The sequence below is a fragment of the Pseudomonas sp. S2_F03 genome, from assembly GCF_054668335.1.
In genome coordinates, this window is the sequence record NZ_CP162759.1 from 5,532,939 (window position 1) to 5,546,617 (window position 13,679).

Genomic DNA, 13,679 nt, shown 5'->3' on the forward strand with positions numbered 1-13,679 from the left:
ATGAACGCCTCGCAACGTGGTTTTACCTTGATCGAAGTCGTTGTGACGCTGGCCCTGATCGGCCTGCTGGCCGGCATGGCCGCGCCGCTGACCGAGACCGTGGTGCGCCGGGGCAAAGAGCAGGAGATGCGCAACGCGCTGTACCAGATTCGCGATGCCATCGACGCCTACAAACGTGCCTTTGACGCCGGTTATATCGAGAAGTCGCTCAGCAGCAACGGTTATCCACCGAACCTCAAAGTGTTGGTGGAAGGCGTGCGCGATGTGCGCAGCGCCAAGGGGGCCAAGTTCTACTTTTTGCGTCGGGTGCCTCATGACCCGCTGGCTGCGGTCAAGCGTGACGACGATGGGGGTTGGGGCGTGCGCTCTTATGACAGCTCGGCGCAAAACCCGCAGGAGGGCGAAGACGTCTTTGACGTTTATTCCAAGGCCCGCGGCAAGGGGCTCAACGGCATCGCGTACCGGGAGTGGTGAGCATATGCGTCGGGAAAAGGGTTTTACCCTACTGGAACTGATGGTGGTCATGGCAATCATCGCGACGTTGATGACCATCGCCTTGCCACGCTACTTCAACAGCCTCGAAGCGTCGAAAGAGACCACGCTGCGCCAGAGCCTGTCGGCCATGCGTGAAGCGCTGGACCACTATTACGGCGACACAGGGCGCTATCCCGATTCGCTCGATGAACTGGTTGAAAAGCGTTATCTGCGCAATTCACCGACGGATCCGATTGCCGAGCGCAAGGACACCTGGGTCTTGGTCGCGCCCCCTGACGGCGTGGCGGGCGGGGTGGCTGATATCAAAAGTGGAGCCACCGGGAGGGCGCATGATGGCAGCCTGTATTCCGAGTGGTAAGCCGGCCGACGAGGCGGGGTTCACTTACCTCGGTGTGCTGTTTCTGATCATGATCATGGGCATGGGCCTGGCCAGTGCCGGCGAGTTGTGGGCAACCGCTTCGCGCCGGGACCGCGAACGCCAATTGCTGTGGGTCGGGACCCAATACGCCCAGGCACTGCGCAGTTATTACCGCAGTTCGCCAGGTCTTGCGCAGTACCCCAAAGAGCTGGCCGACTTGATACAGGACGAGCGTTTCCCATCGCCCAAACACCATCTGCGGCAGTTGTACCCGGACCCGATTAACGGAGGAGGTGAATGGGAGTTGATGCGCGGTTTCGATGGGCGCATCACGGGCCTCAGCAGCGCCTCGACGGACACGCCGCTCAAGCAGACTGACTTCCCCAGTCAATGGTCCGATTTCGCCGGGATGGCGAGCTACAAGGACTGGCAGTTCGTGGCCGAGAAAGCCTTCAATGATGGTGCGTCCGGGCCCAAGCCTCAGTCCCAGACACCTCAGGCGCTGGCGCCATGACGAGGCGCTGGCTGGCGGCAGTGATCCTCACGTGCGTGGCGTCCTTCGCCAGCGCCGCTGAAGAGGACGAAATGCTCGGTTTCATCGTCGATGACACGATCTCGCACATCGGCCACGACTTTTACTATTCGTTCAGTGAACGAGTGCGTGCCTCCAGCCGGATGGATTTCAACCTGGTGGTTCGCGAACGTCCATCGGCGCGTTGGGGCAGCCTGGTGACCGTGGAATTTCGGCAGCGACTGGTTTATCGGCGCTTCCTGCCGCCAAACACCGTGGAACTCAAGGACGAAGCCTATGAGGCAGCCGACTTGGTCCGCGCGCAGATTGTCCGGCAGAAGCTGGAGGCTTTGTTGCAAGACACTACGGACCTGGAGAGGGACGAATTATGAAAACGAAAACGTTCTTGCAGTGCACCGGCATGCTACTGCTCGGGCTTGGAAGCGGTAGCGTGGTCCAGGCCACGGAGTTGGTTTACACCCCCATCAACCCCTCGTTCGGCGGCAACCCGTTGAACGGCACCTGGCTGCTCAACAACGCCCAGGCGCAGAACGACTACGACGACCCTGACCTGAAAAGCCGCACCGCTGTGGCCGGGACTTCGGCCTTGGAGCGGTTCACCAGTCAGTTGCAATCACGCTTGCTGGGGCAAGTGCTGGACAACATATCCTCGGGCAACTCGGGGAGCCTTTCTACCGACGCGCTTTATCGTCAACGTTGTCGATGACTCCGGTGCACTGACCATTGAAGTGACGGACCGATCGACCGGTGAAGTGTCGGAAATTCAGGTGAATGGCCTGGCCCCTTGAGGGGGTTTTGGGACGATGGGGAGTTAGGGATATGAAAAAAATAATAGCGCTAGGGCTGATGGTGGCAATGTTGCAAGGCTGTAATCTGCGTCAGCCGATGTCGGCCGAGCAGGACACCGAAACCCCGACCCTGACACCTCGGGCGTCGACCTATTACGACTTGTTGGCCTTGCCTCGACCCAAGGGCCGGTTGATGGCAGTGGTGTACGGTTTTCGCGATCAGACGGGGCAGTACAAACCGACCCCGGCGAGTTCGTTTTCGACCAGTGTGACTCAGGGTGCGGCGAGTATGTTGATGGATGCATTGCAGGCCAGCGGCTGGTTTGTGGTGCTGGAACGTGAAGGTCTGCAGAACCTGCTGACCGAGCGCAAGATCATTCGTGCCTCGCAAAAAAAACCTAATACGCCGGTGAATATCCAGGGTGAGCTGCCTCCGCTGCAAGCGGCGAACATGATGCTCGAGGGGGGGATCATTGCCTATGACACCAATGTGCGCAGTGGAGGGGAGGGCGCGCGTTATCTGGGGATCGATATTTCCCGGGAGTATCGGGTGGATCAGGTGACGGTGAACTTGCGGGCGGTGGATGTGCGCAGTGGGCAGGTGCTGGCTAACGTGATGACGAGCAAGACGATTTATTCCGTTGGCCGCAGTGCGGGGGTGTTCAAGTTTATCGAGTTCAAGAAGTTGCTTGAGGCTGAGGTGGGGTACACCACGAACGAGCCGGCGCAGTTGTGTGTGTTGTCGGCGATTGAGTCGGCTGTGGGGCATTTGCTGGCGCAGGGGATTGAGCGGAAGTTGTGGCAGGTGGCGGGGGATAATACGCCTGACGCTAATGCGACGCTGGACCGGTACCTGACTCAGACCAAGGTTGATCCGGAGAGTGAGTGAGCGCCGGGGCGGCCTTCGGGTCAACCTGGCTCTTCCCCTTGATGTACCCAGGTCAAAATAGGGAAGCTGGCTGCGATTGGCCGATTGATACCCTTTCTCAAAGACGGCTATCGAAACGGATACTCGTATCGATATTCGTTCGTCTATTCAACTAAAAAGTAATTAGCTAATAACCGTGGTCTTATAGCTTTTCGCTGAATTTAATCGAGGCTTAAGCATATGGATGCACTTATATCTTTATAATAATTTGTGATTGGTCAGGGCTGCTTTTATGTCTTTATGATCTGTCTCACAACAACTCGTGAGACAGGAGGTAGCTCGATGACAATTCAAATCAAACTGGTCGCGGGTCGAATTGGCGCGCAATTGGAAGGCGTTAAATTAGATGGGCATATCAGTGCTGAACAATTCGAGTTTATTAATCAAGCACTGCTGAAATACAAAGTTCTGTTCTTTCGCGACCAGCATCTGGATGACGCTGAACACGAAGCCTTTTCCCGGCGCTTCGGTGACCAGGTGCCGCATCCAACCGTACGTTCTGCTGAGCAAAGCACCGCCATTCTGCACCTTGATGCCAAGGAAACCCGGGCCAACTCCTGGCATACCGATGTGACCTTCGTTGCCAATTACCCGAAAATATCCATCTTGCGCGGTGTGGTCATTCCGCCTTACGGCGGCGACACGGTATGGGCTAATACGGCGGCAGCCTACGCTGATTTGCCCGAGCCATTAAAACAACTTGCAGATAATCTGCGCGCGTTACACACCAACTTATATGACTATGCGGCGCCGCGTAATACCGATGAGTCGGGTATTAAACGTTATCGCGAACAGTTTGCGGCTGAAGTCTACGAAACCGAACATCCATTGGTGCGGGTGCATCCGGAGTCGGGTGAAAGAAGTTTGTTGTTGGGGCACTTTGTCAAACAGATACAGGGCGTAAGTCATGGTGATTCGCAACAACTGATTCGCTTGTTCCACGACCGTATTACCCATGTCGACAACACTGTGCGCTGGCGCTGGCAGGAGGGCGATGTGGTGATCTGGGACAACCGCGCCACGCAGCACATCGCGATCAACGACTACGGCGACGCCCAGCGCATCGTGCGCCGGACCACCATCGACGGTGATGTGCCGGTCGGGGTGGATGGTCGCATGAGCCAGGCGATCAAGCCAAGCCCGGACACCCGCTCGCCGAAAACCGAAGCCGACAAAAAACATCTCGCCGCCTGACCGGCCGACTCTCATTGATTCAAGGAAGACGTGGCCATGGCCTCATTCAAAGCTGATTTCCTGTTTCGCAAGGGCCGCATCGCTGCCGCGCTCGCGGTGGTACTGGCGGTACCGTTGGCCCAGGCTGATGTAGTGCGTATTGGTGTAGCGACGGCTGGCGGCGGTGACCCGGTCACCTTCAGTGGCTCGACGTTGGGCATCGTGCGTAACCAGCAATTGTTGGAGAAAGCCTTCGCTGGAAGCGGAACCGAGGTGCAATGGTTCTTCTTCAAGGGGGCAGGTCCGGCCGTCAACGAAGCCCTGTCAAACCAGCAACTCGACTTCGCTTACCAGGGCGATCTGCCCGCAGTCGTCGGGCGCTCCAATGGACTGGACACCAAGTTGCTGGCGGCATTGGGCGTACGCGCCAATCTTTACCTGGCCGTGCCCAAGGGCTCTCCCATCAAAAGCATTGAGGATTTGAAAGACAAAAAAGTCGCCCTGTTTCGTGGCACCAACGGCCACCTGGTGGCGATCAACCTCTTGGCGGAGCACGGTCTTACCGAACGCGAAATCAAGGTGATCAACCTCGATACCGGCAGCACTCAAGCTGCATTGGTATCCAATGGGGTAGATGCCGCATTTGGCGGTCGCGAACTGTTCAAACTGCGCGATAAAGGTCTGATCGACATCGTTTACGACAACCCCACTCAGGATGTGCGCTACACCCGGCAGACTGCACTGGTGGTTCGGGGGGCCTATGAAAAAGAACACCCGGACAACGTGCAAAAGGTCGTCGATACGCTAGTGGACGCGGCGAAATGGACGTCGGAAGACAGCCATCGTGACGCGGTCTTCACTGAATGGGCCAAGAGTAATGAGCCCGCAGAATCACTGCGCGCCGACTTTACCGGGGTCAGCATCAGGGACAGGGCTTCGCCTCTGGTCGACAACTTCTTGCTGAGTCGCTATCAGGCTGTGGCGGATCAAGCCAAGGAAGAAAAACTGATCCGTCGCCCCGTCAGTATCGATGGCTGGTTCGAGACCCGTTATTTGCAAAAATCCCTCAAAACCAAGGGGCTTGAGAATTACTGGACGCCCTACGGACCGGATGGCAAACAGCCGGCTGGTAATGCAGTAGTGGCCGCGACCAGCAAGCAAGGGAGCTAGGCAAATGGCCAGGGCACAGACCGTCAGACTAGAGCCGTACACGGCGCCGGCACCGAACGATAACGTCAAACGTTTTCCACCGTCACCGGCCCGCCCAGTACGCAAGGTTGAGGTGTCGCGCACCTCAGCCTGGCGCGTCAGTCTGGGTGACAAGGCCTTGCCCTGGCTGTTGCCGCTGGTGTTGCTGGGCTTATGGTACCTGGGGGTGGAACGCGGCTGGCTTTCAGAGCAGGTGCTGCCACCACCCGTCTACGTTTACCAGACCTTGTCGGACCTGGTCACCAGCGGTGATCTCTGGCTCAACGCCTCCGCCAGCCTGCAGCGGGTGGTCGTCGGATTTACATTGGGCGCCTTGATCGGCATCGCTCTGGGCCTGGCCATGGGATTGTCCAGGACCCTGGAGGATTATCTGTTACCCACCTTCAACGCACTGGTGCAAATACCGGTATTGGGCTGGTTACCGTTTGCCCTGTTGCTGTTCGGTATCGGTGAGACGCTCAAGTATGTGCTGATTGCCAAAGCGGCCTTGGTGCCGATCACGCTGTGTACCTTGCAGGCTTTCCGCCAGGCGCCCAAAGGGTTGTTGGAAGTCGGCCGGGCCTACGGTTTCAGTCGTCGGCAAAGCGTCACCTCCATCGTCTTGCCTGCGGCGATCCCGACGTTGTTTACCGGTTTGCGTCTGGGCTTCACCAAAGCCTGGTTATCGCTGGTAGTGGTCGAATTGGTGGCATCGAGTGAGGGGCTGGGGTACCTGATCGTCTACGGGCGCCAGCTGTTTCAGCTGGACCTGGTGATGGCGGCCGTTGTGGTGGTGGGTGCGCTGGGCCTGTTGATAGACCGCGGTTTCGATTACGCGGAGAAACGCCTCAATCGGGGGCGGCCAACGGCCGGGGGGCGCCTGTCATGAGTGCGATCTTGTCAGTCGGTCGCGGTAGCCGCCGATATCGCGGTTGGATCTTGCCCATTGCCGCCATAGCCGTCTGGTGGCTGGCTTCAAACCAGGGATGGAGCCAATCGGGGCTGTTCGTTTCGCCAGAAAAAGTCGCTGCTACGGCCTGGGATCAAATGGCCTCGGGCAAATTCTGGCGGGCAATTTCTGCCAGCCTGGCGCGCAACCTCAGTGGCTTTTTTATCGGTACCACGCTGGGCCTGGTACTGGGTTGCCTGTTGGGCCTGTCGCGGTATTTCGAGCGATTAGTCGGGCCGAGCTTCAATACCTTCAAGCAAATCTCTCTGTTCGCCTGGATTCCGTTGATCTCGGTGTGGTTCGGCCTGGGCGATGTGGCCAAGGTGGTGTTCTTGTCATTGGCCGCACTGGTGCCGGTGGTGGTGAATACCTGTGACGGTTTGCGCAACGTCCCGCCCAACCTGTTGGAGGTGGCGCGGGTGTATGGCTTCACCCGTTGGCAAACCATCATCGGGGTGATGCTGCCTTCCGCCTTACCGTCGATTTTCACGGGGCTTTACCTGGCGCTGGTCTATTCCTGGCTGGCGACCATCGGCGCGGAGTACCTGTTGGTATCAGGGGAGGGGATTGGCAACACGCTGATTGATGGCAGCGAACATTTCATGATGGACCTGGTGTTGTTTGGAATGGTGATTATCGGCCTGGTGGGCTGGGGCCTCAACGCATTGGCGCGGACACTTGAGCGGCGGATGCAGCGCCTGTATGGCATCGCTCCTCGTTGATTGGCACTTTCAAAAGGATCGCAACATGCTCAACAACGGCCTGACCCTGGAAAATATCAGCAAGCGTTTCGCTTCCCGACCGGGTAGTTCGACTCAATTGCAAGTACTCGACAACATCCAGCTCGACATTGCGCCTGGCGAGTTCATCAGCATCGTCGGCGCCAGTGGCTGCGGGAAATCCACGTTGCTGCGACTGATACTTGGCCTGGACGAAGAATACGACGGGCGCATCCTGCTCGATGGCAAACCCATTGACGGCACTGGCCTGGAACGCGGCATCGTCTTTCAGGATCACCGCTTGTTCCCTTGGCTCAACGTCGAGCAGAACGTCGCTGTTGGCCTCAAGAACTCACCCCTGAGCGCCCGGCAGAAACGCGACACGGTGCGCGAGCACGTCGAACTGGTCGGCTTGCACGATTTTATCGATGCCTATCCGCATCAGATATCCGGCGGCATGGCGCAACGCGTGGCGATAGCCCGCGGCCTGGTCAACCGACCGAGCGTGCTGTTGCTGGATGAACCGCTGGGTGCACTCGATGCCTTGACCCGTGCGCGCCTGCAGGGCGAGCTGCAAAACATTTGGCTCAAGGAAAAAATCACCATGATCCTGGTCACCCACGATGTGGATGAGGCGGTATTCCTCGGCGATCGGGTGGTGGTCATGCAGCCCAATCCCGGCCGCATCCGACGCATTGTCGACATCGATCTGCCGCGCTCGCGCAACCGCAGTGACAGCCGCTTCATCGCCCTGCGCGACGATGTGCTGAGTGATTTCGCCGAGCTGCACTAAGCCTTTGCGCCGCGCGCGAGCTCATCTTTTCAAGCGTGTTTTTTCAAGGAACGGGAAATGTCCGAACGCCAGCTCAGCCTTAACCTCTTTATCTACCCCAACGGCCATCACGAAGCCGCCTGGCGTCACCCACAGTCGGTGCCGGAATTCTCCATGGATATCGGCTATTACCAGCAATTGGCGCTACGCGCTGAACGCGAGAAGCTTGATGCGATTTTCTTCGCTGACTCGCCGTCACTGGCCGAAAGCGGGCGTGAAGGTTTGCGCATTCGTTTCGAACCCATTACCTGGCTGGCGGCCATTGCCGCGGTGACCCAACGCATAGGCCTGATCGCCACGGCCAGCACGACCTACAGCGAGCCCTACAACCTGGCTCGCTCGTTCAGTGCGCTGGACCACCTCAGCAAGGGCCGCGCCGGTTGGAATATCGTCACCACGTCCATGGCGGCAGCCGCCGCCAATTTTGGCCTGGAGCAACATCCGTCGGCTCATGACCGCTATGCCCAGGCCGAAGAATTCGTGCAGGTGGTCGGTGACCTGTGGGACAGCTGGGAGGACGATGCACTGGTGCTGGACAAGGCTTCCGGGGTGTTTGCCGACAGTGACAAGGTGCATTCGATCAACCACGTGGGCACTCACTACAAGGTCGCAGGCCCATTCAACTCGCCACGCTCCCCGCAGGGTCGACCGGTGCAGGTGCAGGCCGGCTCTTCCGAGGATGGCCGCGATTTCGCCTCCAGGCATGCTGAAGCGATTTTTACCGCGCACCAGACCCTGCAAAGCGCGACTGAATTCGCCAACGATATCCGTGCCCGGGCGAAGGCGGTGGGGCGTGACCCTCGTCAGCTGAAAATTCTCCCAGGCATCAGCCCGTACATCGGCAGCACCGAAGCCGAGGCCCAGCGCAAGTTCGACGAGCTCAACGAGTTGGTGCTGCCGCACGTTTCACTCGGCCAGCTACGCCGCATGTTGGGGGTCGACCTGTCCGGTCACGATCTGGATGCGCCATTCCCGCGCCACTTGATCAACTTCGACAGCAGCGAAAGCCAGTCCAGTCGTTTCAAGCTGATCATCGACATCGTCGACCGCGAGAAGCCGACGCTGCGCCAGCTGATTAATCGCCTGGCCGGAGCTCGCGGGCATTGGGTGCCGGTCGGTACGCCGGTGCAGATTGCCGACCTGATTGAGCAGTGGTTCCGCAGTGGCGCTGCTGATGGTTTCAACGTGATGCCGCCAGCGTTCCCCGAGGGCTTTGAAGTGTTCCTCGATGAAGTGCTGCCGATTCTGCGCAAGCGTGGCCTGTTCCGAACTGAATATGCGGGAAGTACGCTGCGAGAGCATTATGGTCTGAGTCGCCCGGTTTCGCGTTTTGCCTTGAAGTCCGCCTCATCGATCTCGCCATTGCGCAACGGAGTGCAATCGCTTCCAGATTTTGTTTGATTTCTTTATCCGCCAAATAAAAAACCGCGACCCAGCACCAAGGGTCGCGGTTCATTTCCCCCATTAAATCATTGCTGTAGCACGGTGGCCTTGTTGGTACTGCCATATTGCTGCACGGTTGCCGTCTGGGTCATGCCGCTTTGGTCGACGCTGGCAATGTTGCCGCTGCCCCCCTGGGTCACATAGGCCACGTTCATGGTGTCAGCCTGTTTGACCGTGATCATGTTGTCGCTGCCGTATTGTGCGGTGTATGCCTGGTTGCTGCTGCCGGACTGGTCGAACTCGGTGCTGTTGCCGTAACCGTTGCTGCTGCCTTGCGCCAGGTTGGTCTCACCGCGCTGGTCGGAGATCAGGATGTTGTCGCTGCCGTTTTGGTCGAAGTACAGCTCGTTGTAGGAATCAGCCTGGCTGACCGTGGTTTTGTTCCCGGTGCCGGACTGGTTGGTGGTCATGATGTGGCCGGTGTCTTTTTGGGTGAAGTTGGCGACGTTGTTGCTGCCGTACTGATTGACGGTTGCCATTTGGTTGCTGCCGAACTGGCCACCCGCTTGCGGACCTTTCCAGTTGCTGGCGTAGACCTTGTTGCCGTCACCCATCGAGGTGGCGTTGAGTACATGGCCGTCGCCGGTTTGATAGGTGAAATGCACGTTGCCCGTGCCCTGTTGGTACAGCGCGACGGTCGAGCTGAGGGACTCGAACTGGTCGGCGTAGATGGCGTTGAGGTCGCCAACTTGCAGCACTGTCGCGGAGTTGTTTTCGCCGAAGCTCTGGTCGACTACGGTTTCGTTGGACTGCCCGTATTGATTGATGGTGGTTTCGCTGGCGAGTTGGCTGTCTTGCCAGACTTCGGTGCCGTTGAGGTCGCCGTACTGGTTGATGGTCAGGGTGCTGCCGTCACCGTCACGTTGGTCGCCGTAGGCATAGTTGCCGCTGCCGGCCTGGTTGATGCCAATCTGGCCGTTGGTCTGGAACGTCTGTTCAGCGGTGCCGTAGTTGCCGTTGCCGTACTGGATGACTGTCGCGTTATTGGCGACGCCCAGTTCAGTCTGTTCGATGTTGGCTTCGTTGTTGTCACCGAACTGGTAGGTCTTGGCGGTCGTAGCGTCCTGACTGTCCTGATAGATGAACGAGAAGTTGCCGCTGCCTGACTGTTGTTGCAGCGCCTCGCTACTGCCCACACCGATTGACTGGCTGGCATGGCTGACGTTCAGGGAGCCGACCTGTTGCTGGGTAATGGTGCTGCCGTCTTCGTATAGTTGCTCGGCATAGCCGGCGTTGTATTCACCTGCCTGGCTCTGGTCGATGGTGCTGCTGGCGTGGTCTTGCACCGCCGCCGCGTCGTTGCCAAGACCCTGTTGCAACTGGGTGGCGGTGCTGAACGGGGCCACGGTCTGTTTGACATCGGCGATGTTGGTATCACCGAACTGACTCTGGTTGGAAACGCTGTCATCGGCGATGGCCTGGGCACTGACAATGACCAGGATGGCGGCGGTAAGGGGCGTCAGTTTGAACATGGTGAAACCTCCAAAGTGATGCAGTGCTTAGCGATATTGTTTGACCGAAACGCTCATGCCGTTGCCGGACTGGGTCACGGCGCTGGAGAGCCCCCGTACCGGCCTGGTCGATGCTGGCGTCGTTGTTGTTGCCGTTCTGGGAAATCTGCGCACGGTTGTGGCTGCCGTTCTGGGTGATGGCGGCGTTATTGCCCGAACCTTGCTGGTTGATCATTGCCATCAGGTCGTTGCCTTGTTGCAGGATGTACGCTTCCTGATTACTGCCCGACTGGACAATGGTGCCGAGCAGCGACTGGCCGTTCTGCTGCAACAGCGCGACATTGGCCTGACCGTTCTGATCGATCAGCGCATGCTGGCCAACCGGCGGTGGCAACTCGCCAAGGTCGGTGCCCGGGCCGAGGTCGTCGTTTTCCATCAAGTCGTCGGCGCGCACGCCCGCACTGCTGCAAAGCAGGAGCAGGCAGAGCAGGGCGGCGGTCGGCGTTTTCATGATTCAATCCTTTGTCAAACGGCCTGCCCCATCCACCGTGACGGTGGATGGGCGAGGGCTCAGTTCGAGACCACCGACACCGAGCGCACGGTGCCTTGGGACGAGCTGATGGTGGCCGTCGGATTAACCGACGGAATGACCGTGGTGGTGTTGTTCACCGTGAGCTTCCAGCGACCGTTCACCGGTACCGCGGTGGTGCCCAGGGTTACCAGCCCGGTCGGGGTGGTCACCTTGATGGTGATGGTGTTGCCGGTGGTCACCGATGAGGTGCCCGCAAAGTCCCAGGTGAAGCGGTTGTTGGAGCGAGCCGTCACAGAGGCCGTGGTCACCGTGAAGGTTTCCGCAGCAGGCCTTGGCGAGACTTGCACCGTGACCGTTGCCGGCGTCGACGCGGCACCGAAGCTGTCCCGGGCGATGTAGGTAAAGCGTCGTGGTGAAGGCCGTGGTCACCGTGCCCGGTGGGGTGTAGGTGATGACGGTGCCGTCGGTGCTGACGGTGCCGCGACCGGCCGCCGGTTGGCTCACGATGGCTGCGCTGAGTGGCACGTTGCCTTCCGGATCGGTGTCGTTGGCCAGCACACTGATCGGTATCGCCACGCCCAGGTCGTAGCGGCATCGTTGACAGCCACTGGTGGCCGGTTAGGTGCCACCGTAATGGTCACGGTCGCGGCGGTGGTCGAGGCCAGTCCTTTAGAGTCTTGGGCCTTGTAGGTAAAGGTCGTGGTCAGCGGTGTCGTGACGGTGGCGGGTGGCGTGTAGACCACGGCTGTTGTGCCACTCAATGCCACGGTGCCTTGCCCGGCCGCCGGTGGGGTCAGTGCGGTGATGGTCAGTGGCACGTTGCCGTCTGGGTCGTTGTCGTTGGTCAGCAGGTTGAGGGTGACCGGCACCCCGAAACTGGTGCTGCCCGTGTCGGCGACGGAAATCGGAGCCTGGTTCTCACCGGTGTCCGGTGCCTTGCCCACGACGACCACTGGCTCGGTGTCACTGCCGCCCGCGGCCGACTTGATCGTAACGGTGGCCGGTGGCTGCGTCAGATCCGGGACGGTCAAGCTCTGCAGAGTGCCGTTCTTCGACAGCCTTCCATAACCCTGGGCAACCATGTCAGGTATGCCCACTTCGTCGGTGGAGGTGGCTTCGATCAGCAGGCTGTGATTGCTCCAGCTGTAGCGAGCCGTCTGGATTTTCACCACGTCCGAGAGTTTGCTCGACACGGACGTCGGGCGGGTCGAACCGGTCGGGTTGGTGGCGGTGATCACGACGACGGAGGCACAGCGCCATTGACCAGGAGATGCTGGCCGAAGAACACGCCGTTGTTATCGCCCACCATGGTGGTCAGGCAAGGCGAAACAGGCGGGCCGGGGGACCAGAGCGATGCTTTCGCGGAAGCACAGGGTTGAGCCGGTGTCTGCTTTACCGAAGACTTCGACGCGGGTGTTGATGCCCCCTGTTCCTGAGGTGCGGCGGTAAGTGGCACGGCTCAAGTCCACCGGTGTTTGCGCACGGTTGTCGAGCACTTTGCCGGACAGGGTGAAGAGGTTGGCCTGGATAGTCCCGGCGGGCCCCTCGATGCGCACGAAGTTGGTGTTGTTGGGGCTACCGGTCACTGCTTCGGTGAGGTTCGGGTCGCCAACGAAGGTTTCGATGGCGCCGGTGTCCGGGTTCACTTCCGTATAAGGCCCGTTGACGCTTTTCAGGAACGGCCCGATGGCACCGTTGACCGCGCCGCTGAAGACCCCTGGCGCACCGACGCCGACGTCTCTGGTGATGTTGATCGCACGCCGGCCAGGGCTGGTGACGTTGACCGTTTCCACGCCGTAAGGGTGGGTGATGGTGTAGGTGCCGGCGACGGGAATGTTGATCCGCATACGGATCCGCGCGAAGCTGATTTGATCACCGTCGAGCGGGTTTCCGCCGGCAAATGCAGCCTCGATCCCGGCGACGTAGGCGTCCATCCCATAGCCTGCGGCGTTGTTGGGGATATTGGTTTCTGCGAGGAACCAGAAGGATTCGTCTGGCCAGTTATCCGGGAACACCATCGGCTGGGTGTCGTCGAAAATGCCAGGTGTCGGCAGCAGGGTACACATGTAAGCCGGTGGCACACTGACGGGGACCCGCGAGCTGGCGGCTCGGGACTGGCACAGTTCCATCGACAGCAGATTGTTGTCCTGATACCAGATCGGGAACTTCCCGGAGGCAAAGGTATAAGGGCCGGGGTCGACGGCAGCGAGTTGCGCGAAAGCACTGCCGGACAGCGATAGAGTCAGTCCCAAGGCGTTGAGCGCCAGGCGTGGCCAATTGTTCATGATGCC

The 13,679-nt window shown here is 59.4% G+C and carries 12 protein-coding genes and 3 pseudogenes; 12 read left to right on the forward strand and 3 right to left on the reverse strand.

Going from position 1 to position 13,679, the window contains the following annotated elements:
- The 12 genes and pseudogenes from AB4N76_RS25945 to AB4N76_RS26000 all read left to right on the forward strand — a co-directional run bounded on the left by AB4N76_RS25945 (position 1) and on the right by AB4N76_RS26000 (position 9,363).
- A complete protein-coding gene (locus AB4N76_RS25945) occupies positions 1–474 on the forward strand; it encodes a type II secretion system protein (RefSeq protein ID WP_077430389.1) in 474 nt (157 codons plus the stop codon).
- A 4-nt stretch (positions 475–478) separates the two neighbouring features.
- Entirely contained in the window at positions 479–853 is a 375-nt protein-coding gene (locus tag AB4N76_RS25950) for a type II secretion system protein (RefSeq protein ID WP_046027968.1), read from the forward strand.
- Positions 828–1,367, forward strand: a complete 540-nt coding sequence (locus AB4N76_RS25955) for a type II secretion system protein (protein WP_046027967.1) — start codon at positions 828–830, stop codon at positions 1,365–1,367. The genes AB4N76_RS25950 and AB4N76_RS25955 overlap by 26 nt, the downstream gene beginning before the upstream one ends.
- Complete coding sequence (csgE, locus tag AB4N76_RS25960; RefSeq protein WP_046027966.1) at positions 1,364–1,756, forward strand: curli production assembly/transport protein CsgE; 393 nt, start codon at positions 1,364–1,366, stop codon at positions 1,754–1,756. The genes AB4N76_RS25955 and csgE overlap by 4 nt, the downstream gene beginning before the upstream one ends.
- Positions 1,753–2,173: pseudogene (locus AB4N76_RS25965) on the forward strand (curli assembly protein CsgF). Before csgE ends, AB4N76_RS25965 begins: the two are co-directional and overlap by 4 nt.
- A gap of 31 nt (positions 2,174–2,204) precedes the next feature.
- Entirely contained in the window at positions 2,205–3,062 is an 858-nt protein-coding gene (locus AB4N76_RS25970; RefSeq protein WP_046027964.1) for a CsgG/HfaB family protein, read from the forward strand.
- 321 nt (positions 3,063–3,383) lie between these two features.
- Positions 3,384–4,295: a TauD/TfdA dioxygenase family protein gene (locus AB4N76_RS25975; RefSeq protein WP_460163731.1), complete on the forward strand. Its 912-nt coding sequence runs from the start codon at positions 3,384–3,386 to the stop codon at positions 4,293–4,295.
- Positions 4,296–4,331: 36 nt separating this feature from the next.
- On the forward strand, positions 4,332–5,444 hold the full coding sequence (locus tag AB4N76_RS25980) for an ABC transporter substrate-binding protein (RefSeq protein WP_460163732.1): 1,113 nt from the start codon (positions 4,332–4,334) through the stop codon (positions 5,442–5,444).
- A gap of 4 nt (positions 5,445–5,448) precedes the next feature.
- On the forward strand, positions 5,449–6,351 hold the full coding sequence (locus AB4N76_RS25985) for an ABC transporter permease (protein ID WP_077430386.1): 903 nt from the start codon (positions 5,449–5,451) through the stop codon (positions 6,349–6,351).
- Positions 6,348–7,133 (forward strand): ABC transporter permease, encoded by a 786-nt coding sequence (locus tag AB4N76_RS25990; protein WP_046027960.1) that lies wholly within the window; start codon positions 6,348–6,350, stop codon positions 7,131–7,133. The genes AB4N76_RS25985 and AB4N76_RS25990 overlap by 4 nt, the downstream gene beginning before the upstream one ends.
- A 25-nt stretch (positions 7,134–7,158) precedes the next feature.
- Positions 7,159–7,923: an ABC transporter ATP-binding protein gene (locus AB4N76_RS25995; protein WP_046027959.1), complete on the forward strand. Its 765-nt coding sequence runs from the start codon at positions 7,159–7,161 to the stop codon at positions 7,921–7,923.
- A gap of 57 nt (positions 7,924–7,980) precedes the next feature.
- Positions 7,981–9,363 (forward strand): LLM class flavin-dependent oxidoreductase, encoded by a 1,383-nt coding sequence (locus AB4N76_RS26000; RefSeq protein ID WP_109787759.1) that lies wholly within the window; start codon positions 7,981–7,983, stop codon positions 9,361–9,363.
- Between the two features lie 68 nt (positions 9,364–9,431).
- Here AB4N76_RS26000 and AB4N76_RS26005 read toward each other — a convergent pair whose 3' ends face one another.
- From AB4N76_RS26005 to AB4N76_RS26015, 3 genes and pseudogenes are all read right to left on the reverse strand, one after another.
- The gene (locus AB4N76_RS26005) at positions 9,432–10,877 is read right to left on the reverse strand and encodes a curlin (RefSeq protein WP_460163733.1); all 1,446 of its coding nucleotides are present in this window, start codon (positions 10,875–10,877) and stop codon (positions 9,432–9,434) included.
- Between the two features lie 27 nt (positions 10,878–10,904).
- A pseudogene (locus tag AB4N76_RS26010) lies at positions 10,905–11,367 on the reverse strand (curlin).
- Between the two features lie 59 nt (positions 11,368–11,426).
- Positions 11,427–13,673: pseudogene (locus tag AB4N76_RS26015) on the reverse strand (Ig-like domain-containing protein).
- Positions 13,674–13,679 lie beyond the last annotated feature (6 nt).